The sequence below is a fragment of the Paenarthrobacter sp. NPDC092416 genome, from assembly GCF_044755025.1.
In the GTDB taxonomy this organism is placed as follows: Bacteria; Actinomycetota; Actinomycetes; order Actinomycetales; family Micrococcaceae; genus Arthrobacter.
The window spans coordinates 42,809-65,387 of sequence record NZ_JBIVQG010000020.1 but is presented as its reverse complement, the minus strand read 5'-3'; the positions used below and the strand labels follow the sequence as shown (position 1 = coordinate 65,387).

Sequence of the window (22,579 nt, the reverse complement as noted above, 5' to 3'; positions counted from 1 at the left end):
CCAGCGAACACCGCAGCAGCCCGCATCGGCCCCACAGTATGCGAACTCGACGGGCCAATACCCACAGTGAACAGATCGAAAACACCAACAGCCATGGCTGGATCCCTTTCAGGGAAGAAACAACGAGCAAAACGTGGAGTGGGGGCCGGGCCCATCCCGAGCCAAGGCAGGCGCCGGCCCCCGCGGAGGTCCCAGTGCGAACCTCCAAACCCGGTATTGCGTCCGGCATTCGTTCCCAGCAAATGCCGCACCCGGGTAGATCAGTGTGCATTGGCCGCCAGGGCCAAAACGGGGGTTCGCTGCCAAACATGCCGTGCGCACGGCACACCCCGCAGCGACCCCACGAATCGGCCAGCCAAGGCAGGCGCCGGCAGCGACCGAAAGGGCTCAGGCGAGGTTCGCGACTCCCGGATACAGCGGATGCGCAGCGGCGAGTGCCTCCACACGGTGCCGCAACCCGGAAAGGTCCGTGCCGTCGTCGGCGATCAATGCCTCAGCGATGATGTCCGCAACCTCGCGGAAGGCTGCTTCCCCGAAACCGCGCGTAGCGAGTGCCGGCGTGCCAATCCGAAGACCCGAAGTGACCATCGGTGGGCGCGGATCGAAGGGGACGGCATTGCGGTTGACCGTGATGTCGATCGCGGCGAGGCGGTCCTCGGCCTGCTGACCATCGAGTTCGCAGTTGCGCAGGTCCACCAGGACCAGGTGCACGTCAGTGCCGCCGGAGACAACGGAGATACCCTTTTCCGCAACGTCCGGCTGGACCAAGCGTTCAGCGAGGATCCGGGCGCCGGCCAGGACGCGTTCCTGACGTTCCCGGAACTCTGCCGAAGCTGCAATCTTGAACGCGACAGCCTTGCCCGCGATCACGTGCTCCAGCGGCCCGCCCTGCTGGCCAGGGAACACAGCCGAGTTGATCTTCTTGGCGATGTCGGCGTCGTTGGAGAGGATGATGCCACCACGCGGACCGGCGAGCGTCTTGTGCGTCGTGGACGTGGTGACGTGCGCGTGCTGGACCGGCGACGGGTGCAGCCCCGCAGCAACCAGGCCTGCGAAGTGCGCCATATCCACCATCAGGTAAGCCCCCACGGAATCGGCGATCCGGCGGAACTCAGCGAAGTCCAGCTGCCGCGCATAAGCGGACCAGCCGGCAACGATGAGAGCCGGCTTGTGCTCCTGCGCAAGGCGCTCAACCTCGGCCATGTCCACGGTGTGGGTGTCCTCGCGGACGCCGTACGGGACCACGTTGTACAGCTTGCCGGAGAAGTTGATCCGCATGCCGTGGGTCAGGTGCCCGCCATGGGCCAAGTTCAAGCCCATGATGGTGTCGCCGGGTTTGATCAGCGCGTGCATCACCGAAGCGTTCGCCTGCGCACCGGAGTGCGGCTGGACGTTCGCGAACCCGGCGCCGAACAGGGACTTGATGCGGTCGATCGCCAACTGCTCAATCACGTCAACGTGCTCGCAGCCACCGTAGTAGCGCTTGCCAGGGTAGCCCTCGGCGTACTTGTTGGTCAGCACCGATCCCTGTGCCTGCATCACGGCTACGGCGGTGTGGTTCTCCGAAGCGATCATTTCCAGGCCGTCGCGCTGGCGGACCAGTTCGTCGTCGATCTTCGCGGCGATCTCGGGATCCAGCTCGGACAGCTGCGCATCCAACGACGCCGACACAACCTGCTCGAACTCAGTCACGGCTGCGGCGCTCACAGTTCGCCACCGTTCGCTGCAGCGTATTCCTCAGCCGACATCAGGGGGCCCTCGTCCGTGGCAGCCACCTTGAACAGCCAACCAGCGCCGTAAGGGTCGGTGTTGATCAGGGCCGGATCGCTGACAACGGCGTCATTGATCTCGGTCACCTCACCTGTCACCGGCGAGTACAGGTCCGAGACCGATTTGGTGGACTCGACCTCACCACACGTCTCACCCGCGGTCACACTGGAACCGACCTCAGGCAGGTCCACGTACACAATGTCGCCCAAGGCATCCGCAGCAACCGCGGAAATCCCAATCCCCACAGGCCCGGCTCCATCAGCGGCAACCCATTCGTGCTCAGCCGAGTACTTCAGCTCGGCAACTACTTTGCTCATCTCAATTTTCCTAACTTCTCGTGACTATTTCTGGCGCTTGTAGAACGGCAGCGCCACTACTTCGAACGATTCCGCTTTGCCTCGCAGGTCCACGTCAACCACAGTCCCAACTTCGGCATGTTCGACGTCGACATAAGCCATGGCGACCGGGTAACCGAGCGTCGGGCTGGGCTGGCCGGAGGTGACTTCGCCAATCAGCGTTCCGTCTGAGAGCACCGGGTAGTGTCCGCGGGCAGCGCGGCGGCCGGTACCCTTGAGGCCAACCAGCTTCTGGCCGCGGGTGGAACCAACGCCGGCTGACTTGATGGCCGCCAACGCTTCCTTGCCGACGAAGTCGCCTTCCTTTGACAGCGCGACGACGGGGCCAAGGCCGGCGGCGTAGGCGTTGACGTAGCGGGAGAGCTCGTTTCCGTAGAGGGGCATGCCGGCTTCGAGGCGGAGCGAGTCACGTGCGGCGAGGCCCGCGGGGATGAGTCCGTGGCTTTCGCCCGCTTCGAGGAGTGCTTCCCAGAGGCCTGCTGCGTCGACGTTGGGGATGTAGATTTCGAAGCCGTCTTCGCCGGTGTAGCCGGTGCGGGCGAGCAATAGGTCCAGCCCGTTAATCTCAACCTCAACAGCCGCGTAGTACTTCAGCTCGGTGACCAGGGCGTGCTGCTCGGCCGGAACCAAGCGAAGCAGGATCGCTTCGGCGTTGGGCCCCTGAACTGCGATGAGTGAAGTCTCGGCCGAAGCATCCTCAACAACGACGTCGAATCGGGCTGCACGCTCGGCCAGAGCCGCGGCCACCACCTTGGCGTTGCCCGCGTTCGGGACCACGAGGTATTTGTCCACGCCTTCTGCCGGAGACGGGCGGCGGTAGGAGATGAGGTCATCGATGATGCCGCCGTCGGTGTCGCAGATCAGCGAGTACTTGGCCTTGCCGACGGCGATCGCGGAGAGCTTTCCGGCAAGCGCGTAGTCCAGGAAGGCGCCGGCGTCCGGGCCTGTGACCCAGACTTCCCCCATGTGGGAGAGGTCGAACAGGCCAGCGGACTTGCGGACGGCGTGGTGCTCGGCGAGCTCGGACTCGTACTTCAGGGGCATCTGCCAGCCGCCAAAGTCCGTAAAGGAAGCGCCGGCCTTTTTGTGCTGCTCGTACAGGGCGGTGTAGTTCTCAGACATGTCAGGAGTCCTTAGTTTTCGAAGTCTGCGGTGTTGTCCTCGAACGCTTCAAGGGGTGGGCAGGAGCACACGAGGTTCCGGTCGCCTGCGGCGCCGTCGATCCGGCCCACGGGCGGGAAGTACTTGTCCTGCTTCAAGTGGTGGACGGGGAACGCTGCCTGCTCACGCGGGTAGTCGCGGCCCCAGTCGGAACTCACGACGGCGGCAGCTGTGTGCGGCGCGTTGCGCAGCGGCGAGTTCTCAACAGTGAAATCACCGCTGGCCACCTGCTCGATTTCGGCGCGGATGGTGATCATGGCTTCGATGAAGCGATCGATCTCCGCCAAATCCTCGGACTCGGTGGGCTCCACCATCAGGGTGCCCGCAACGGGGAACGCCAGCGTGGGAGCGTGGAAACCGAAGTCGATCAGGCGCTTCGCCACATCTTCAGCGGTAACACCCGTGCGAGCCGTCAATTCGCGAAGATCAAGGATGCACTCGTGGGCCACGAGTCCGCCTTCGCCGGTGTAGAGCACCGGGAAGTGCTCATCCAAGCGGGAGGCAACGTAGTTCGCAGCAAGCAGAGCGGACTTGGTCGCTTCGGTGAGGCCCTGGCCACCCATGAGCTTCACGTAGGCCCAGGAAATCGGAAGCACACCGGCGGAGCCGTAGCGGGATGCAGAGATGGCCACGCCACCTTCAGACGAAACATTGTTCGCGTCCCCCGGCATGAACGGTGCCAGGTGAGCCTTGGCTGCGACCGGGCCAACACCCGGACCGCCGCCACCGTGCGGGATGCAGAAGGTCTTGTGCAGGTTCAGGTGGGACACGTCGCCGCCGAACTTGCCCGGCTGGGCCAAACCAACGAGTGCGTTGAGGTTAGCGCCGTCGACGTACACCTGGCCCCCGGCTGCGTGGATCGCGTCGCAGACCTCGCGGACATCGGCGTCGTAGACACCGTGTGTGGACGGGTAGGTGATCATGATGCAGGACAGGACATCCTTGTTGGCTTCGATCTTCGCCGTCAGGTCCGCGTGATCGATGGTGCCATCGGCAGCGGTAGCAACAACTACAACTTTCATGCCGGCCAACACGGCCGAGGCGGCGTTGGTGCCGTGGGCCGAGGCCGGGATCAGGCAGACAGTGCGCTGCTCATCGCCACGGGAGAGGTGGTAGCCGCGGATCGCGAGCAGGCCCGCGAGCTCACCCTGGGAACCGGCATTCGGCTGGATGGAAACTTGGTCGTAGCCGGTGATCTCGGTGAGGTCGGCTTCCAAACCTTCAATCAGTTCGCGCCAGCCAGCGGTCTGGTGATCCGGAGCGAACGGGTGGATGGAGGCGAACTCGGGCCAGGAAATGGCTTCCATCTCAGCTGTAGCGTTGAGCTTCATGGTGCACGAGCCCAGCGGGATCATGGTGCGATCCAGTGCGAGGTCCCGATCGGACAGCTTGCGGATGTAGCGCAACAGCTGCGTCTCGGAACGGTGCGTATTGAACACGGGGTGCTGCAGGAAATCGCTGGTTCGGACCACATCCGAGGGCAGTTCGAAACCGGTCGCGTCCCCTACCGGACCGGCGCCAAAGGCGACAGCCACCGCGGAGAGGACCTCCGGCGTCGTGGTTTCATCAACCGAGACGCCTACGGTGTCGGCGTCAATGACCCGCAGGTTGATGCCCCGGGCTTCGGCAGCGGCGATGACCTTGCCGGCCTTCCCCGGGACGCGGACTGTGAGGGTGTCGAAGAAGGAGTCGGACACGAGTTCGCGGCCGGCCTTAACCAGCGTGGTGGCGAGCGTGCGTGCGTGGCCGTGCACGGTTTCGGCGATCGCCTTCAGGCCTTCCGGACCGTGGTAAACGGCGTACATCGACGCCACGATGGCGAGCAGCGCCTGGGCAGTGCAGATGTTGGACGTGGCCTTCTCGCGGCGAATGTGCTGCTCGCGGGTCTGCAATGCCAAGCGGTAGGCGGGCACACCGGCGTTGTCCTTGGAAACGCCCACGATCCGGCCCGGAAGCGTGCGCTCCATGCCTTCGCGGACAGCCATGTACGCCGCGTGGGGACCGCCGAAGAACAGCGGAACACCAAAGCGCTGCGCGGTTCCGACGGCGATATCGGCACCTTGCTCGCCCGGGGGCGTGATGAGGGTGAGCGCCAGCAAATCGGCCGCAACCGTCACCAGGGCACCGCGTTCCTTGGCCTCCGCAATGACGCCGGAGTGGTCGAAAACGCGGCCGGAAACGCCTGGCTGCTGCAGGACGATGCCGTTGATATCGCCGTCGGGGAGCCCGGCGGACAGGTCGGCGACCTCAACCTCGAAGCCGAGCGCCTCGGCGCGGCCCTTCACGATCGCGATGGTCTGCGGCAGGAGGTCGGCGTCCAGTACGGTCTTGCCGTCCTTCGCGGTTTTGGACTTGTTGGCCCGGCGCATCAGCAGCACAGCCTCAGCCACGGCGGTTGCTTCGTCCAGCAGCGACGCGTTGGCTACAGGAAGTCCTGTGAGGTCCTGGACCATGGTCTGGAAGTTCAAGAGCGCTTCGAGGCGGCCTTGGGAAATCTCAGGCTGGTAGGGGGTGTAAGCCGTGTACCAGGCGGGTGCTTCCAGAATGTTGCGGCGGATCACCGGCGGGGTCACGGTGTCGTAGTAGCCCTGGCCGATCAGCTGGATGGCGGTCTTGTTCTTGGACGCGAGCTTGCGGAGCTCGGCCAGGACCTGGACTTCGCTGAGGGCACCCTGGAGCGTCAGCGGCGTGGCTTGCCGGATGGAATCGGGGACAGCGACGTCTACCAGGCCGTCTACGGAGTCGTAGCCGATGGCCTTGAGCATGGTGTCAACGTCGGCTTGGCGGCGGGCGCCGATGTGCCGGTCCGCGAAGGCGGTGGGGGTTGATTGAACAGTCAAGAGGAACTCCATGATTCAGGCGCCCAATGAGCGCCACGATGATGTGGGGTTCCTCCCCGCTCTGTATTGGACCTGAGAGATTCCGCAGGCTCGATTGCCCGCTTGCACCGTCGGTGAGCCCGGTTTCCCGGACTGCTTTCCAGAGTTGCCTAACCGCGGCGGTACATGGGCCTGAGAGATTCCTGGGGAGGATTTGCTCCTACGGCGCCTGACTGGATGTACCGGCAGGGCTCTCCCGCCGCAGATCAAAAGCGTGTGTGCCACTCATGAGTGACACGCTTCACACCATAGCGGGTGATCGCGAAAAAACGCAAGCAAGCGATACCTACCGGTGCATGGCTTCGTGGATCTGCAGGGCAAACCACAACTGGGCAACAGTGGACGTTTCGCCCATGTCCAACCCTGTCAGCTCGCCGATTTTCCGCATCCGGTAGATGATGGTTTGCCGGTGCGCGAACAGTGCCGCGGCGGTTTTTTGCCAGGAGCGCTGCGAGTCCAAATAGGTCCTCAGCGTGACGATAAGATCGCCTTCCTGGCTCTGCTCGTAGTCGAAAATCGGGCCCAGGAGACGCCTGACCAACGCCGTCCCTTCCTCAAAACCCGTCAAGCCAAGCCATGACGGTCCTTGCGCGTAGCGGGACAAACCCAGCTTGTTCGCCCGGGCCGATCCGAGAGCCCACAGTGACTCCTGCAGCGCCCTTTGAAGCCCGGCCACGGAGGCCGGTGCGCTGATGCCAATCGTGGCGCTGGACCCTGCACAGTGCAGCAGCACGTCGTCGGCCACCTCGGCCGGGACCACCACGTGCAGCCTGTTGTTTCGCCGCAAGGACGCCGCCGAAACTCCATGTCGCCACAGTTCGATGTGCACGTTCGCCAGGATGTCGCCGTCGTCCGCTGAGATCGAGGCGACCAGAAAATCGTCTGCCGGCACATCGAAAGCGGCCAGCCGGCTTTCCATTTCCGCTGCGCCCAAACGGCCATCCATGGCCTGCAGCAGGAACTCGCCCGCCAGCCGGTGCCGGCCTTCCAGCGAGAGGACGATGCGCGAGAGCTGCAGTCCCAGCACCGTTGCGGCGTGGAGAAGTACGACGGCGTCCGGGTGCGGTTCGGTGTTCGGCAGCACCACCAGGAGCGCATTGGCGTGCGTGGGGATGTCCACGGTCAACACGTGCCGGCCCCGAACCCGGTGCCACTGGAAGTTCTTTCCCGCAAGTGTCGCCTGCCCGGATTGCGGGGCCCATTCGTCCGCGAGGAAGCCCGGGAGCCGCTGACCCCCGGGATGCCAAGGATGGAGGCAACGGCGATCCACCACGAACAGCTCCGCGTCGAGCTCTACAGCCAGCCTTTGCACCAGACTTTGCCAGTGGTCCTCGGACGCCCCCACCGTTCGCAGCAGGTCGTACACGCGTGCGGTCTGACGCAAACGTCGCGATTCTTCGAGCAGGGAGGACTCGGCCACCGAGCGGGCGATCGCGATGAACGGCAGCGGATAGGGAATGTTGATCAGCGGCAGGGGCAGCCGGTTGCAGGCTTCCAGGAACTCCGGCAGCAGCTCGGGCGCGTGCATCTTCTCGCCGATGGCCAGGGCACTGGCGCCGCTGTCCATCATCGCCTCGGCGAGCGCCACCTGGCCTGCTGCGTCAGCTGGGATGGAGAGCCCGTTGGTCATCATCAGCTCACCGCCCGTGACCCACTCCCACAGCCGGGGCAGGTCCGAGGTGTGGGCCCAGGTGATGCGGTTGTCGCGACCTTCAGCTCCCGCCAGCAGGGTTAGCCCAAGCTGCGGTTCGGCGACGAGCTCGGCCACTGTGATTGCCATTGAATTGCGCTCCGCTTCCTTGACGCATGGGCCGAATTTCGGGCCTCTTAGACATTCGTATAAGAGGCTCGGCCATTTGTAGTCAATGTACCGCTATCCGGAGTGATACGCGTCACCAAGAATGGAACTAACGAACTTTCCGCTCAACGGCGAGCATCGCGCAACATCACCGATACGCCGGCGGTTTGGCCGCCCGCACCACAGCTAACGAAGGATCCCGGAATGACAACGCACAAGCCCATCGGCCCCGTCGACGCCACCAAAGTCCCCCGGTATGCAGGCCTCGGCACCTTCGCCCGCCTCCCGCAAATCGACCGCGTCCCTGACTACGACATTGCGATTGTCGGCGTACCGTTCGACGGCGGAACCTCCTTCCGGCCCGGCGCCCGTTTCGGTCCTGCCGCCGTCCGCGAGGCCTCACGTCTCCTGCGCCCCGGCTACCACCCCGAGCTCGACGTTGAGCCGGTGTATGAAGCCCAGGTTGTGGATGCCGGCGACATCGCGTGCACGCCCTATGACATCGCCCGCGCTGTTCGTGAAATCGAGGAGCAGGCCCTGCCTCTGATCAGTGAGGACAAGCGGCTCATCTCCATCGGCGGCGACCACACCATTGCGTTGCCCATGTTGAGGGCGTTGAACAAGGTCCACGGTCCCGTCGCGTTGCTCCACTTCGACGCCCACCTGGACACGTGGGACACCTACTTCGATCAGCCCATCACGCACGGGACCATCTTCCGCCGGGCCTTCGAGGAAGGCCTCCTTGTGGAGGACAAGTCGATGCATGTTGGTATCCGCGGCCCGGTCTATGACCGCAACGACTTCCTGCGGGACCACGAATTCGGATTCCAGATCATCCGCTGCTCAGACCTGGACGTCATTGGTGTCCCGGCCGCCATCCAGCAGGTCAAGGACAGGCTCGGCGACACCCCGGTCTACGTCTCCATCGACATCGACGTCCTGGACCCGGCGTTCGCTCCCGGCACGGGCACCCCGGAGATGGGCGGACTCCACTCCCGCGAACTCCTTGCCCTGCTCCGCGGACTCAACGGCATCAACATCGTGGGCGCCGACGTCGTGGAGGTCGCCCCGGCCTACGACCATGCGGACATCACCACCGTTGCCGCGGCCACCTTGGTCTTCGATCTCCTCGGGCTGATGGTGAACCGCAGCAAGGCCACCTCAGTCCGTGAACTGCAATCCGCAAGTTGGACTGCGTCATGAGCACCGCGCCCACAACAGAGGTACCCCGGCTCGAGGACAAAACCATCCAGCCCATCCCGGCCAACGAGCGCCACGGCAAAGCCCGTGATCTCTTCACCATCTGGTTCGGCTCCAACATCATGATCATGACCATCGTGACAGGCGGACTCGCCACCACGGTGTTCGGCCTCGGCTTTGTGCCGGCGATCGTGGGCATCATCATCGGCAACATCGTGGGCGGCATCTTCATGGCGCTGCACTCCGCCCAAGGCCCGCAACTGGGCGTGGCGCAGATGATCCAGACCCGCGGGCAGTTCGGCTCCTTCGGGGCACTGCTGATCGTGGTCATCGTGGTGGTCATGTACGTCGGCTTCTTCGCAGCGAACCTCGTCTTCGGTGGCGAAGCAATGGCCGCGGTGAGCCCGGGCATCAGTGTTGACGCGGGCATCGTCATCATCGGAGTGGTCAGTGTTATCGCCACGATTTTCGGCTACAGGCTCATCCACGCTTATGCACGCATCCTGAGCGTCGCGGCGGGTTTGGCACTGCTGCTGGCCTTCGTCTGGATCCTCGTGGTCCACGGCCTGCCAGCCAGCTTCCTCGAACAAGGCAACTTCAACTGGGTCGGTTTCATGGGGACCATCTCGGTCTCCGCACTGTGGCAGTTGGCCTACGCGCCATACGTCTCCGACTACTCCCGCTACATGCCGCAAGGAACGGGGTCCGCCCCCGCATTCTGGGCATCGTACTCAGGCTGTGTCCTGGGCACGCTGTTCCCCATGATCCTTGGCGCCCTGGTAGGAACGCTCGCCATGACCATGAGCGGGGGCGACGTGGAGATCGTCGGCAGCCTGGGCGCGTTGCTCCAGCCATGGACCCTGATCATCGTAGGCATCTTCTGCCTGGGCGTCGCGGCGTCAAACGCCATGAACCTTTACTGCGGCGTCCTGTGCACCCTCACCATCGGGCAGACGTTCAAGCCCACGTGGTTGCCACGGGCCAAGACGCGCAGCATCGCTGCGATCATCCTCTTCGTTGTCGCAGTCAGCATCGCCCTGTTCGCCCGCGACAATTTCATCCTCTTCTACACCAACTTCCTGTCCTTCCTGATGTACGTCCTGGTTCCGTGGACCGCTATCAACCTGGTGGACTACTACCTTCTGCGGCACGGCGACTACCGGGTTGAAGACTTCTTCAAGCGCGACGGCGGTGTGTACGGGCGGTTCAATTGGGTCGCCATCGGTTCATACGTAGCAGGCGCCCTGATCCAGGTCCCCTTCTCGGCAACCGCGATCTACACAGGCCCACTGGCCGCCGCGTTGGGCGGCGTGGACATCTCCTGGATCGTCGGGCTGGTGGTGGTTGCTCCCCTCTACTACATCGCGGCCCGGGTTTTCCGTAAGAAGACGGAAACCGCCGCCTTTCCCACCACTGCACTCACCGCAGACCTCATCTGAAAGCGAATCATCATGACCACCACGCATGCCGAACAGTTCACTGTCCGACGCTCCTCCTCCGACCACGCTTCCGCCGGCGTCCTGCCGCTCCCTCTGCCCCTTCCTCCGGCAGGACATTTCATCAACGGGTCGTTCGTTCCGGGCTCCTCCCAGCAGTCCATAGACGTCGTGGATCCCGCCACCGAACAGGTCATCGCATCCGTCCAAGCGGGCACCGCCGCAGATGTCGACGCCGCCGTTGAAGCCGCCGTCGCAGCCCAGAAGTCCTGGGGAGCCACCACGCCCAAGGAACGCGCCGATGTCCTGAACCTGATCGCCACCATCATTGAAGAGAACCGGCAAGCGTTCGAGGTCATCGAGTCCGCCAACACGGGCAAGCCACAGGCTGTCGCCGAGGATGACGTCACGAGCACCATCGATACCTTCCGTTTCATGGCCGGCGCTTCCCGCACGCTCACGTCCATGGCCGGCGGCGACTACGCTACCGACCACACCTCCGTGATCCTCCGCGAACCCGTGGGCGTCGTCGGCGTCATCACCCCCTGGAACTACCCGCTGCTCATGGCCGCTTGGAAGATCGCACCGATTCTCGCCGCAGGCAACAGCATCGTCCTGAAGCCCTCCGAGCAGACCCCGTTGTCCACGCTGAAGCTGGCCGAACTCGTTGCCGGGCGAATCCCGGACGGGATCCTCAACGTGGTCACTGGCCAGGGACGGACGGTTGGGCAGCGGCTTTCGGAGCACCCCGACATCGCCTTGGTCGCCCTGACGGGCAGCGTTGTGAGTGGCCAGGCCGTTGCGGAAACCGCCGCAAAGTCGGTCAAGCGCGTCCACTTGGAGCTCGGCGGCAAGGCCCCGGTTGTTGTCTTCCCCGACGCCGACCTCCGCGCCGCCGCTGCTGGAGTCCGCAATGCAGGATTCTGGAATGCCGGTCAGGACTGCGGTGCAGCGTGCCGTGTGCTGGTCCACGAGTCGGTGGCCGCAGAATTCACCGAGCATCTGGTTCGGGAGGTCGGCACGCTGGTAGTCGGCGCACCCGAGGCTGGGGACGACGTCGAAATCGGTCCCATGATCTCCCGCCCCCACTTCGAACGCGTCAAGGAATCCCTTGCTGAAGCCCGCGCTGCAGGCCTGAATATCGCGATTGGCGGCTCGGCATTGGAAGGCCCCGGCTACTTCATCGAGCCAACGGTCATCAGCAACGTCCCTGCCGGCGCGCCCATCGCAACCCACGAAATCTTCGGTCCCGTGGTCACTGTGGAGACCTTCAGCACCACCGAAGAAGCCGTCACCCGAGCCAACGAGAGCCCGTATGGCCTGTCCGCGTCGGTATGGACCAAGGACTCCAGCCTCTCCCTGCGGATTCCCAAGCAGTTGGACTTCGGCACCGTCTGGGTGAATGCGCACCTGGTCCTTGCCTGTGAGGTACCTTGGGGCGGATTCAAGGGCTCCGGCTACGGTCGGGACCTGTCGCTGTACGCCCTGGATGATTACTCGCGCACCAAGCACGTCATGATCAACCACGGCGCATAAGACGTCAAACAAGCAACGGAGCTTTCACCATGACCACTAAAGATCTTCGCCGCGCCGCCACTCCCACGGCGCCTTTCGGAACAGACATCACCTGGACCAACTGGGGCGGCAACCAGAGCGCGACACCGGCCTTCACCGTCCGGCCGGGGAACGAACAGGAAGCGCTCGACGCCGTCCGTTTCGCCATCCGCGAAGGGTTGCCTGTGCGGGCGGTCGGCTCAGGACATTCGTCCTCACCCCTGGTTCAGACTGGCGGCGTCCTGATGGACATGTCCGGGCTCTCAGCGATCACGGGTACTGACAAGGCCGGGCGTCGCGCCCGTGCCCTTGCCGGCACCACCATCAACGCCTTCGGGGATCCCTTGTGGGAGCAGGGCCTGGCCCTGGGTAATCAAGGCGACATCGACAAGCAGCAAATCGCCGGGGCACTGGCCACCAGCACCCACGGATCCGGGAAACACCTGGGCAGCTTCTCGTCCAACCTCCGCTGGGTGAAGCTGATCAACGGCTATGGCGACATCGTGGAAATCGGCGAAGGTCAGCTCCGCGAACTCCGGGCCGCCCAGGTTGCTTTGGGTACGCTTGGTGTCTTCCTGGAAGTGGAACTGGCTGTTGAGGACAGCTACTACCTGCAGGAACAGATCACGTATCCCACGTGGGAAGAAACCACCGCCACATGGCAGACCGATATCGACAACAACCGGCACTACTCGTTCCTGTGGTGCCCTGCGGACGATTCCTGTGAGCTCCTGGATCTCCCTGGCGCGCCCGGTCTGAGCATGGCCAACCGCAGCTACACCAAGCGGTACAACGTTGCTGCCATCCAGGACGAGCGCGGGATTTCGACCGTGGAAGGTGCCCGGCTGGACCGCTCGTACCGGATTTACCCTGGCGGTTTCACCACCCAGTTCCACGAACTCGAGTACTTCGTCCGCAGCGAGGACGGCTTTGCCGCCGTCGAGGCCATCCAGGACCTGATCCGCACCAAATATCCCGAGCAGAAGTACCCTGTTGAAGTCCGCTGGGTGAAGTCCGACGACGCCTACATGTCCCAGTTCCAAGGGCGAGACAGCACCGTCATCACGCTGACCACCGAACCCGGCACCGACTACTGGCAGTTCTTCCGGGACGCCGACGCCGTGCTGCAGGAATTCGAGCCGCGGGCCCACTGGGGGAAGATCCACTTCATGACACGGGGCCGCCTTGAGCGTCTCTACCCCGAGCTTGACACCTTCATTCACGTCCGCCGCGAATTCGATCCCCGGGGAATCTTCCTGAACGACCACACACGGGCCCTCGTAGGCTAGTCGATCAAATTCCGGCCGATGCCCAAGGCCGTGCGCCCGGGGCACCTCAAACCACCCACTTTGATGAGGGAAGAGAACACATGAGCCATTTTTCGAACAAGGTCTACCTTGTCACAGGAGCCAGCTCCGGCATCGGTCTCGCCACAACCCGGGCCCTCCTGGCACAAGGGGCAAAAGTTGCAGCCGTCGCGCTCCAGGACGGGTTGCTTGATGAGGCAAAACGCCGGCTTTCGGGCGACGTTCTCTTCATCGACGCCGACGTTTCCAAGTCCGCGCAGGTGGATGCTGCCTTCACGCGCGCGGAAGCTGAACTCGGACCGCTGAGCGGAGCTTTCAACGCCGCAGGAATCTCCCGTGTTGCTCCCATCACCGAAACATCCGACGAGCTGTGGCAGACATTGATCCACGTGAACTTGTCCGGCACCTTCCATTTCGCCAGGGCAGCGGCACGATGCCTGACATCAAATGGCGGTGGATCCCTTGTCTGCACAGCCAGCGAGCTGTCACTCGTCGGCCAGGCCGGCTACACCGCATATGCCGCTACCAAGGGTGGCGTCCTGTCGATGATGCGGGCCTTGGCCGCAGAATTGGCGCCTGCCGGCGTCCGGGTCAACGCCTTGTCACCAGGCACCACTGACACTCCCATGCTCGCGGCCGAGTTCGCGAACGAACAAGAACGGGCCAGAGACGAAGCTTCCGTCCCACTGGGCCGATTCGCCCAGGCTGAGGAGATTGCCGCCGCGGCGCTGTGGTTGCTGGGCCCTGAGTCCTCCTACGTCACTGGCACAAACCTTGTGGTGGACGGTGGCCGAACCACCACCTTCCCGCTCGGTCACTGAACCGAACACCCACCACGCGCACTGAAAGGCACACCACATGAGCTCTGTCCTGGTCACAGGCGGTGCCGGATTCACCGGACGCCACATCGTCAACGAACTTGCCGATGCCGGCTACACGACCATCAGCTTCAATCGGGATTTCCTTGACGCTCCACGGCCCGATGTTGTTTCCGTTCAAGGCGAGCTGTTTGATATCCCGCGCCTCTTGGAGATCTTCAAGGAACACGACGTCGACACCATCGTCCACACCGCGGCAATATCCCACCCGACCTACTCCCTGAGCTTCCCGCTGGCAACGTTTGCTGCCAACGTCGAAGGAACAGTGGCAGTGTTCGAGGCAGCACGAATCCACGGCATCAAACGGATCATCAACTTCTCTTCCGAGTGTGTGTACGGGAAGACCTCAGCATCGGTCGTTCTCGAATCGGAGCCGGTAAGTCCCACCACGCCTTACGCGGTCACCAAGGTGACTGGGGAATGGCTCGGGCAGGTCTACAGCGACAGGTATGGCATCGACGTCATCTCCCTGCGCATCAGCCAGGTTTACGGGCCCGGGAACCGCATGGACGAAGTCATGCGGGACATCATGCGCGGCGTAGTCCGGGACGGTTCATTCTCACAGGACCACGGTGCCGACCATCGCTACAACCTGGTCTACGTCCGCGACGTCGCCCGTGCCATTCTGGCGGCAGTCCGGGCACCGCAACCAGCCTCGGGGAGGCCGCTGGCCTACAACATTTCCGGCAGCGAGTACTGGACCCTCAGCGACGTCGTCAAAGAAGTCCGGATCGCTTTCCCGAACGTCAGCGTGGAGATCGGGCCCGGCCCGGATCCCACCCTGGACCTGCAAGGCCACTTCAGCGTCGCTTCAGCAGCCGAGGAACTCGGGTACGAACCGGCTTGGCCACTGCAGCGGGCCATCGGCGATTATGCTGAATGGCTCTCCACCCACGACTTCTAGGAGCGGACATGGCCTTCGACACCAGCGGCTGGAGACAGGGGGCTGCGTGCGTTGCCGCGTTGACCTTCGACGTCGATGCAGAGTCGCCCATCCTGGCTGCCGGCCGCCGGCATGCGGACAACGCGATGGCGATGACTCACCAGGCGTTTGGACCGAAGGTGGGAGTTCCCCGGATTCTCCAGATGCTGAAGGAGGTGCAGCAGCCAGCCACATTCTTCATTCCCGGCGTCACCGCAGAACGATACCCCCACATGGTTGAACAGGTGCTGGAAGCGGGTCACGAGATCGCGCACCACTCACACACCCACCGCACTGCCGTGAGCATGGGTTTCGATGACGAACGCAGGGACTTCGATCAGGCACTTTCCGCGCTCGGACGCTTTGGCATCTCTCCCAAGGGGCATCGAGCCGCGATGTGGGAGCCTTCATGGCAGACTCCATCGCTGGTGGCCGAATACGGGCTGACATACGATTCCAGCCTGATGGACTCGGACATCCCGTATCTCATTGAGACCCCTGCCGGGATAGTCGCGGAGCTCCCCCCGCACTGGAGCCTGGACGATTGGGAACAATATGCCTTCCTTCCCGAACCCAAGATCGGTGAAATCATCCAATCGCCACTGCTCGTAGCCGATATGTGGATTCACGAGATCGACGCCATGCGACGACACGGCGCCCTTTTCATGCTCACGTGCCACCCGTTCCTCACTGGACGGGCAGGACGGCTGGAGGCGCTGCGAACGGTCATCGAAACGGCCATGGAACGCGGCGACGTCCGCTTCACCACCTGCGAAGCACTCGCCGAAGCGGCACTCGGTGACCCCGCTTTGGTTGCCGAACCCCTGAGCCCCACCACAGCGTCTGCGGAGCTGTATCCGGACTACTAACCCTGTTTATCCTCCCCAACAGAGCGACGCTCCGTCCCACGCCCCAGTGCCCCCACGTGAAACCTGCAAGTGGTAGTTTGTTCTCTGCCTAAGCCACACACCCGTACCCAGTCGGAGGACATTCCATGCTTAAGGGTTTCAAGGACTTCATACTTCGCGGCAACGTGATTGAACTGGCCATTGCCGTCGTTATCGGCAGTGCCTTCACCGCTCTCGTAGCAGCCTTCACCAACCACATCATCAACCCCGTGATTGCTGCGGCCGGCGGCATGAATGCCGAAGGGCTTGGCTTCAAGATCTGGGAGAACAATCCGGCCACGTTCGTCGATTTCGGCGCGGTGCTGACTGCCCTGGTGACCTTCGTGATCACCGCGGCAGTGGTCTACTTCATCTTCGTGGCGCCCATGAACAAGATCAACTCCATGGTTAAGGACCGCCTCTCCACCGAGGAACCCGAGGAAGAGCCGCTGCCTGCGGACACCGCGCTGCTGGCGGAAATCCGGGATCTCCTGAAGGAAGCAGCGGCCCACCGTGGCACGGACCGCGATTCCGATCTCGACCCGGACAGCGTCCGCTAGTCCGGACTCCGCAGGAACGCCTCTGCCCCGAGCGTTCCTTCCCGGTTGCTTTGCATAGCCCGGCGTTCTCCCCGCGAGAACGCCGGGTTTTTGCGTTGCCGGCGGTGGGCACACGGGCACTAAGTGGGCAGGAACGCAGCACCCACCACCGTGTCCACAGAACGTGACGCGCAGGCAACCCTCCCGAAACAGGCGCAGGGCAGCATGAGAGCATGAAGCCCAATCCGAGCACTCCCGTCACCGCGGACCTCCTGTGCGATGTCTGCGGTCAACTGCCGGAACCTCCCAAGGCCCGGCTCACGCTGGCCAACATCGCGGTCATGCTGCCCATCGAGTTACTGGTACACGCCGCTGTGGTGGAAACCCATCTCCCCTACCTGGCCAAAGTCCTGCTGCTCACAGTCACGGCCACCGTGCTGGTCATCTGGGTCGCGGAGCCATCGGCTGCCAAGGTCCTCAGGCGTTGGCTACACGCACCGGCACTTCGTCAGCGGAACAAGCTGCATGCCGCACCTGCGTTGTGGCGGGCCAGGACGCTGCTGCGGGACCAGCCCGGCTCGTTGCAGAAGATCACCCAGTCGCTGGCACACCTGGACACGAACATCCTCAGCATCCACATACATCCCATGGATGGCGCCGGGCTGAAGGGCACGGTGATGGACGAGTTCGTCCTCTCGGCTCCTGGCGAAGTCACCGAACATGAACTACTGAAGGCACTCGACGACGGCGGCGGACGTGAGTCCCACGTTTGGCCCACCACAGCGCTTGCCATGGCTGATGGTCAAACCAAGGCGCTGAGCCTGGCCACCCGCATTGCCGGGAACCCGAATGAGCTTCCGCACGCGGTTGCCGAGCTGCTTTCCGCCAAGGTGGTCCCCAACGATCCCGAGAACCCGGCACCCGAGGCGAGTGCCGGCGTCGGACGTTCAACGGACATCCTGAAGATTCCTACCGCATGGCATGGACCGCTGGTCTTCTCCCGCCCAGGCGAGCCGTTCACCCCAGCCGAGTCTGCCCGCGCACACCGTCTTGCTGAGCTCGCGGAGATTTTGGCATACAGTCCTGATGCACCCCCAAGTTCGGCATACCAGCACTAGCCGGCGCTCCTTCCCACTTAGTATCCCGAAAACCCGGCATTTCCCAGGAAACGCCGGGTTTTCGCGCGTCCACAGGGAAGTAACCGGGAGGGAACGCACGCGGACATCCCCTCGGTCACATTTCGCCCATAAGCTTTGTATACCAAAACCCTTGACAGTGCGGCGCGTCACATCTACCTTAGATTTTGGGATCCCAAAACGGGATCCCAAAGGACTCCATCACCGGCTGCGGCCCCTCCCCACCGAAAGGGCAGGGACCGCAACAGTTGCCGCCGGCACGGGTCCGGCTGCAGCGGTATCCCCGCCCGGCTCATCCCCCCAAAACATCACGTAGACATTCCCATCCCGTTGACTCCTAATGAAGGAGAAGCTGTGTCTCTCCAAAACACCGAACTGGAAATCCAGGAAAACGAACCAACATCCGGCAAGAACGGCGTGCAGCGACGCACGAACGTCCGCTGGAAACTGTTCATCCTGCTCCTGGTCCTGGTCGCCGTCAATTACATCGACCGCGGGTCCATCTCCGTGGCCCTGCCCATCATCCAGAAGGAATTCAACATGCCGCCCGAGCTCGTAGGGCTCCTGTTGTCGGCATTCTTCTGGACCTACGCACTCATGCAAATCCCCGTCGGCTGGCTGATCGACAAGTTCGGCCCCCGCAAGATGGTCACTGCTTCCTGCATTGGCTGGGGCGCAGCAACTGCTGCTTCCGGCTTCGCAGGTGGCTTCCTGAGCATGTTCATTGCACGCCTTGGCATCGGTGTCACTGAGGCCGGCGTCATGCCTGCCGGTGGCAAGCTCAATGCCATCTGGATGCACAAGAAGGAACGTGGACGCGGCGCCACCATCCTCGACGCCGGAGCTCCCCTGGGCGCTGGCCTGGGCGGCATCCTCATCACCTGGCTGATCGCCTCCACGGGCAGCTGGCGCATGTCGTTCATCATCGCCGGTGGCGCCACGGTCCTCATGGGCCTGGCCGTCTGGTGGTACATCCGCGACAACCCCCGCCAGCACAAGGGCGTCAACGATGCCGAAGCTGAGTACATCGAAGCCTCTCACGCCGAGGACGACGCCGAGGCGGCCAAGGAAGGCGCCCAAGGCAAGCGAGCCCTTCTCCCGTACCTGAAGTTCCGTTCCTTCTGGGCCATGTGCTTCGGCTGGCTTGGCTTCAACGGCGTCTTCTACGGTCTGCTGACCTGGGGCCCTTTGTACCTGGCCCAAGCCAAGGGCTTCGACCTGAAGACCATCGGCTGGTCCACGTTCGTGATCTTCGGCGCCGGCTTCGTCGGTGAAATCCTCGGCGGAATCATCGCCGACAAGTGGCGCGCATCCGGCGCATCCGCCAACCGCGTCATGCGTACCCTGCTGGGCATCTCCAGCGTCGTAGTGGTGGGCGGGCTCGTAGGTGTAACCGTGGTCGCAGACCCGATCACCGCCGTCGTGCTTCTCTCGGTAGTCCTGTTCTTCCTGCGCTGGGTTGGCCTGTTCTGGTCCATCCCGTCCATCCTGGGCGGCCGCACCAATGCCGGTGTGCTCGGTGGAGCCATGAACTTCAGCGGCAATATTGCCGGGTTCATCACCCCGATTGTGGTAGGCCTGATTGTCGGGGCCACCGGCTCCTACACCTGGGCGCTGCTGTACTTTGTTGGATCCGCGGTGGTCATGGGCATCTCGGTGCTGGCCCTGGATTACAACAAGCGACTCCCGGTCTAACTCGCACTGACCGGGCCGGCCGGACGGTCCTGAACCGCCGAATGGCCGGACGCCCGCCGGGTCGCCGGGCGCACTGCCTCACACATCACGAAATGGAGCTGGAAATGCTAGCCGCAGAAGACACGAAGAACACTGACCGCCCCCTCCGGGAGTCAGTGCGTGACACGCTCCGTTCCAGGATCTTCGAGGGGCACTATGCGCCCGGCGCCCGGCTGGTGGAACGCGATCTCGCCGCCGAATTCAACGTCTCCCGCCTGCCCATCCGCGAAGCCCTCCGGATGCTGCGGCAGGAAGGCCTGATCAGGGACCGCGCCGGCCGCGGCTCCGAAGTCAGCGGACTGAGCCCCAAGGACGTGGAAGATCTCTTCGACGTCCGCCAATCACTCGAAGTCCTCGCCTGCCGGCTGGCAGCCAAACGCGCTACCGCCGAAGACCGCGAACACCTTGCCGGCCTGTTGGATGAGGCCGATCGCTGCATGGCAAAGGGCTCCATCCTGGAAGCCCACCGTGCCAACAGTGAATTCCACGATGCCATCACTAGCATCGCCAACAACGACTTTCTCCGCTCTGCGCTCGAACCCCTGCAGGGACGCATGCACTGGCTGTTCCGCCACGTCAGCGACCTTCCGGAACTCATCCAGGAACACCGCGACCTGTATGCCGCGATCGCCAGCGGCGACGCCGACCGCGCTGCCGCCCAATCGGCGTCGCACATCGGCAAGTACCGCGAGCAGTTCCCGCAGGATTCCAGCGCCACCGAGCCCACTATTCAACGGAAGAAACCATGAAACTCCTGGTCATCAACCCCAACATCAGTGACGATGTCACCGCATTGATCGAGGCCGAGGCTCTGCGTTCGGCAGGACCGGATACCGAATTAATCGTGCGGACCGCCGGGCACGGCGTCGAGTACATCGAAACCCGCTTCGAGTCGCTGATCGCCGCTGGCGCTGTTGCGGAGCTGATCGCCGAATACGCGCACGACGGCGGAGCCAGCCTTGGGCGTGAACGCGGCGGTGCTGCTGTGGACGGCGTCGTTGTGGCTGCCTTTGGGGATCCCGGCATGCCTGCCCTGAAGGAACTGGTGGACGTACCGGTCATCGGGATCACCGAAGCCGCACTCTGCGCGGCAGCACTCCAGGGCCAGCGTTTCTCCATCATCGCCATCTCGGACCGCATCCAGGCCTGGTACCTCGACTGCGTGGAGCGCTTCGGTTTTGGCGGCCGTCTCGCCTCCATCCGATCCATCAACCAGAGCCTCAATTCGATCGGATCCGTGCAGGCCGACTTCAAGGAAACGCTCTTGGCACTTAGCCGGCAGGCGGTCGCAGAGGACGGTGCCGACGTCGTGATCCTTGCAGGTGCGCCGCTCGCAGGACTTGCCCGCGAGCTCGAGGGTCAGATTCCCGTGCCCGTGGTGGACGGCATCTCGGCCGGCATCCGCATGACGGAGGCCGTGGTCGCGTTGAAGTCCGGCGCACATCGCGGCGGCTCGTTGGCCGCCCCACCGGTCAAACGCCGTCAGGGTCTCTCCGCACATCTCGACGCTGCCCTGACCGTCGCCCAGTCGGCGCACCTTTCCTCGTCCCCCGCTCTCTAAACGCTTCCCACGAACCAGGAGGACAACGATGTCCCACATTCCCGATCTAGTCATCGCCAACGGCACTGTGGTCAACAGTTTTGGCCGGCAGGCGGCCCACGTGGTGGTGGACGGCGGCCGAATCGTCCAACTCGTCGATGCCGCCGAGCCCATTCCCACCGCTGCCCGCACCATTGAAGCCCACGGCCTGCTGGTCATTCCGGGCGGCATCGATGGCCACTGCCATGTTGCCCAGGTGACCGGCCGATTCCGCACACTTGACGATTACCGGACCACCTCCACGGCAGCACTCTGGGGTGGCACCACCACCATCATCGACTTCGGCATCCCCCGCGATGCCCAGGAAACACCGCTGGATGCCGTGCTGAACAAGAAGCGCCTCGCCGCCGAGTCGCGCTGCGATGTTGCCCTGCACGGCTCTGTGGTCAGCTGGGACGAAACCGTGCCGTGGCAGCTCGAACAGCTCGCCGCCGAAGGTGTGCGGTCCGTGAAGATGTACACCACCAACCGCGGCTCCACCATGGCCGACGGCGATACCGTCCTGAAGGTCATGCGGGAAATGGTGCGCTTGGACGGGCTCACGTACATCCACGCTGAGCACGACGCCATCATCACCGACTGCACCGAGCAGCACGCCGCGGATGGCCGGATCAGTATCGAACACCTGCACCGCACACGCCCGGAACTGGCCGAGGAAGTCTCCGTCAAGGAGACTCTCGCTTTGGCCGAATACACCGGGGCGCCCGTCTACTTTGTGCACCAATCGACTCCCGGGGCCGTGGATCTGGTGACCGAAGCCCGCGAGCGCGGCCAGGAAGCCTACTCCGAGACCTGCCCTCATTACTTGACCTTGGACGACACCGTCTACGGTTCCGCGTTCCCCGAATGGTATGCCTGCTGCCCGCCGATGCGCAGCGCGGAAACTGTCGCCGCCCTCAAAGATCGGCTTTCCGCCGGAGCTATCCACACGGTTTCCTCTGACCACTCCTGCTACGACCTCTCGCAAAAGCGGGAACGAACTGACGATGTCCGCTACATGCCGCACGGCCTGCCCGGCGTCGAAACCCGTATGCCGGTCACCTTCACGGCGCTGGTCTCCGAGTCCGGCGGATCCGTTGAGGATTTCGTCGAGGTCTTCTCTGCCGGCCCCGCACGGATCAACGCCGTGCCGCGGAAGGGCGCCATCGTGGAAGGCTTCGACGCTGACCTCGTGATCTTCGATCCCGCCACCCAGCAAACGGTCGACGGCGGTGCGCTGCACCAAGGGACTGATTTCTCGCCTTTCGAAGGGAAGACGCTGAACGGCTGGCCCGCCGTCGTGGTCTCTGCCGGGCGAGTGGTCCTGGACGAGGACGGTTTCCACGATCCCGGCGCAGTCGGCCGTTTCGTAGCCCGGAATGGGTTCAATGAACACCGCGACGCGCTCTCTGTTCCCGTTTCCCTTCCCCTCCCCGCCTAGGA

General features: G+C 63.6%; 19 protein-coding genes and 1 riboswitch. Of the genes, 13 read left to right on the top strand and 6 right to left on the bottom strand.

Annotated features, from left to right (window positions below; all coding sequences use genetic code 11):
* The 6 genes from ACIQC5_RS22915 to ACIQC5_RS22890 form a co-directional block, all read right to left on the bottom strand.
* A partial coding sequence (locus ACIQC5_RS22915; RefSeq protein ID WP_400287399.1) for a serine dehydratase beta chain occupies window positions 1–95 on the bottom strand: 95 nt, incomplete at its 3' end.
* A gap of 292 nt (window positions 96–387) precedes the next feature.
* A complete protein-coding gene (gene glyA / locus ACIQC5_RS22910) occupies window positions 388–1,707 on the bottom strand; it encodes a serine hydroxymethyltransferase (RefSeq protein ID WP_400287398.1) in 1,320 nt (439 codons plus the stop codon).
* Complete coding sequence (gcvH, locus tag ACIQC5_RS22905; protein WP_400287397.1) at window positions 1,704–2,087, bottom strand: glycine cleavage system protein GcvH; 384 nt, start codon at window positions 2,085–2,087, stop codon at window positions 1,704–1,706. Before gcvH ends, glyA begins: the two co-directional genes overlap by 4 nt.
* A gap of 24 nt (window positions 2,088–2,111) precedes the next feature.
* A complete protein-coding gene (gcvT, locus tag ACIQC5_RS22900) occupies window positions 2,112–3,248 on the bottom strand; it encodes a glycine cleavage system aminomethyltransferase GcvT (RefSeq protein ID WP_400287396.1) in 1,137 nt (378 codons plus the stop codon).
* 11 nt (window positions 3,249–3,259) lie between these two features.
* Window positions 3,260–6,127: an aminomethyl-transferring glycine dehydrogenase gene (gene gcvP / locus ACIQC5_RS22895; RefSeq protein WP_400287395.1), complete on the bottom strand. Its 2,868-nt coding sequence runs from the start codon at window positions 6,125–6,127 to the stop codon at window positions 3,260–3,262.
* A gap of 149 nt (window positions 6,128–6,276) precedes the next feature.
* Window positions 6,277–6,375: riboswitch (glycine riboswitch) on the bottom strand.
* Window positions 6,376–6,452: 77 nt separating this feature from the next.
* Window positions 6,453–7,946, bottom strand: coding sequence for a PucR family transcriptional regulator (locus tag ACIQC5_RS22890; RefSeq protein WP_400287394.1), 1,494 nt, complete (start codon window positions 7,944–7,946; stop codon window positions 6,453–6,455).
* A 222-nt stretch (window positions 7,947–8,168) separates the two neighbouring features.
* Here ACIQC5_RS22890 and speB point away from each other — a divergent pair, with 222 nt between their 5' ends.
* From speB to ACIQC5_RS22825, 13 genes are all read left to right on the top strand, one after another.
* Window positions 8,169–9,167 carry an agmatinase gene (speB, locus tag ACIQC5_RS22885; protein WP_400287393.1) on the top strand — a complete coding sequence of 333 codons (999 nt, stop codon included), beginning with the start codon at window positions 8,169–8,171 and terminating at the stop codon, window positions 9,165–9,167.
* A complete protein-coding gene (locus tag ACIQC5_RS22880; RefSeq protein ID WP_400287392.1) occupies window positions 9,164–10,603 on the top strand; it encodes a purine-cytosine permease family protein in 1,440 nt (479 codons plus the stop codon). Before speB ends, ACIQC5_RS22880 begins: the two co-directional genes overlap by 4 nt.
* Before the next feature lie 12 nt (window positions 10,604–10,615).
* Window positions 10,616–12,136 carry an aminobutyraldehyde dehydrogenase gene (locus tag ACIQC5_RS22875; protein ID WP_400287391.1) on the top strand — a complete coding sequence of 507 codons (1,521 nt, stop codon included), beginning with the start codon at window positions 10,616–10,618 and terminating at the stop codon, window positions 12,134–12,136.
* 29 nt (window positions 12,137–12,165) lie between these two features.
* Window positions 12,166–13,443 carry a D-arabinono-1,4-lactone oxidase gene (locus ACIQC5_RS22870; protein ID WP_400287390.1) on the top strand — a complete coding sequence of 426 codons (1,278 nt, stop codon included), beginning with the start codon at window positions 12,166–12,168 and terminating at the stop codon, window positions 13,441–13,443.
* An 80-nt stretch (window positions 13,444–13,523) separates the two neighbouring features.
* The gene (locus ACIQC5_RS22865; RefSeq protein WP_400287389.1) at window positions 13,524–14,282 is read left to right on the top strand and encodes an SDR family NAD(P)-dependent oxidoreductase; all 759 of its coding nucleotides are present in this window, start codon (window positions 13,524–13,526) and stop codon (window positions 14,280–14,282) included.
* Window positions 14,283–14,319: 37 nt separating this feature from the next.
* Complete coding sequence (locus ACIQC5_RS22860; RefSeq protein WP_400287388.1) at window positions 14,320–15,243, top strand: NAD-dependent epimerase/dehydratase family protein; 924 nt, start codon at window positions 14,320–14,322, stop codon at window positions 15,241–15,243.
* Between the two features lie 8 nt (window positions 15,244–15,251).
* Window positions 15,252–16,130 carry a polysaccharide deacetylase gene (locus tag ACIQC5_RS22855; RefSeq protein WP_400287387.1) on the top strand — a complete coding sequence of 293 codons (879 nt, stop codon included), beginning with the start codon at window positions 15,252–15,254 and terminating at the stop codon, window positions 16,128–16,130.
* Window positions 16,131–16,255: 125 nt separating this feature from the next.
* A complete protein-coding gene (gene mscL / locus ACIQC5_RS22850; protein ID WP_400287386.1) occupies window positions 16,256–16,708 on the top strand; it encodes a large conductance mechanosensitive channel protein MscL in 453 nt (150 codons plus the stop codon).
* Window positions 16,709–16,920: 212 nt separating this feature from the next.
* On the top strand, window positions 16,921–17,805 hold the full coding sequence (locus tag ACIQC5_RS22845; RefSeq protein ID WP_400287385.1) for an amino acid-binding protein: 885 nt from the start codon (window positions 16,921–16,923) through the stop codon (window positions 17,803–17,805).
* Window positions 17,806–18,177: 372 nt separating this feature from the next.
* Window positions 18,178–19,518 carry an MFS transporter gene (locus tag ACIQC5_RS22840; RefSeq protein ID WP_400287384.1) on the top strand — a complete coding sequence of 447 codons (1,341 nt, stop codon included), beginning with the start codon at window positions 18,178–18,180 and terminating at the stop codon, window positions 19,516–19,518.
* A 104-nt stretch (window positions 19,519–19,622) separates the two neighbouring features.
* Entirely contained in the window at window positions 19,623–20,306 is a 684-nt protein-coding gene (locus tag ACIQC5_RS22835; RefSeq protein WP_400287383.1) for a GntR family transcriptional regulator, read from the top strand.
* Window positions 20,303–21,118 carry an aspartate/glutamate racemase family protein gene (locus tag ACIQC5_RS22830; protein WP_400287382.1) on the top strand — a complete coding sequence of 272 codons (816 nt, stop codon included), beginning with the start codon at window positions 20,303–20,305 and terminating at the stop codon, window positions 21,116–21,118. Before ACIQC5_RS22835 ends, ACIQC5_RS22830 begins: the two co-directional genes overlap by 4 nt.
* Before the next feature lie 28 nt (window positions 21,119–21,146).
* Window positions 21,147–22,577: an amidohydrolase family protein gene (locus tag ACIQC5_RS22825; protein ID WP_400287381.1), complete on the top strand. Its 1,431-nt coding sequence runs from the start codon at window positions 21,147–21,149 to the stop codon at window positions 22,575–22,577.
* Window positions 22,578–22,579: the final 2 nt, after the last annotated feature.

Coding starts and splice junctions, on each gene's coding strand:
- gcvH (WP_400287397.1), bottom strand. CDS start 2,087: ATGAGCAAAGTAGTTGCCGAGCTGAAGTACTCGGCTGAGCACGAATGG.
- gcvT (WP_400287396.1), bottom strand. CDS start 3,248: ATGTCTGAGAACTACACCGCCCTGTACGAGCAGCACAAAAAGGCCGGC.
- ACIQC5_RS22890 (WP_400287394.1), bottom strand. CDS start 7,946: ATGGCAATCACAGTGGCCGAGCTCGTCGCCGAACCGCAGCTTGGGCTA.
- speB (WP_400287393.1), top strand. CDS start 8,169: ATGACAACGCACAAGCCCATCGGCCCCGTCGACGCCACCAAAGTCCCC.
- ACIQC5_RS22880 (WP_400287392.1), top strand. CDS start 9,164: ATGAGCACCGCGCCCACAACAGAGGTACCCCGGCTCGAGGACAAAACC.
- ACIQC5_RS22875 (WP_400287391.1), top strand. CDS start 10,616: ATGACCACCACGCATGCCGAACAGTTCACTGTCCGACGCTCCTCCTCC.
- ACIQC5_RS22870 (WP_400287390.1), top strand. CDS start 12,166: ATGACCACTAAAGATCTTCGCCGCGCCGCCACTCCCACGGCGCCTTTC.
- ACIQC5_RS22865 (WP_400287389.1), top strand. CDS start 13,524: ATGAGCCATTTTTCGAACAAGGTCTACCTTGTCACAGGAGCCAGCTCC.
- ACIQC5_RS22860 (WP_400287388.1), top strand. CDS start 14,320: ATGAGCTCTGTCCTGGTCACAGGCGGTGCCGGATTCACCGGACGCCAC.
- ACIQC5_RS22855 (WP_400287387.1), top strand. CDS start 15,252: ATGGCCTTCGACACCAGCGGCTGGAGACAGGGGGCTGCGTGCGTTGCC.
- mscL (WP_400287386.1), top strand. CDS start 16,256: ATGCTTAAGGGTTTCAAGGACTTCATACTTCGCGGCAACGTGATTGAA.
- ACIQC5_RS22845 (WP_400287385.1), top strand. CDS start 16,921: ATGAAGCCCAATCCGAGCACTCCCGTCACCGCGGACCTCCTGTGCGAT.
- ACIQC5_RS22835 (WP_400287383.1), top strand. CDS start 19,623: ATGCTAGCCGCAGAAGACACGAAGAACACTGACCGCCCCCTCCGGGAG.
- ACIQC5_RS22830 (WP_400287382.1), top strand. CDS start 20,303: ATGAAACTCCTGGTCATCAACCCCAACATCAGTGACGATGTCACCGCA.
- ACIQC5_RS22825 (WP_400287381.1), top strand. CDS start 21,147: ATGTCCCACATTCCCGATCTAGTCATCGCCAACGGCACTGTGGTCAAC.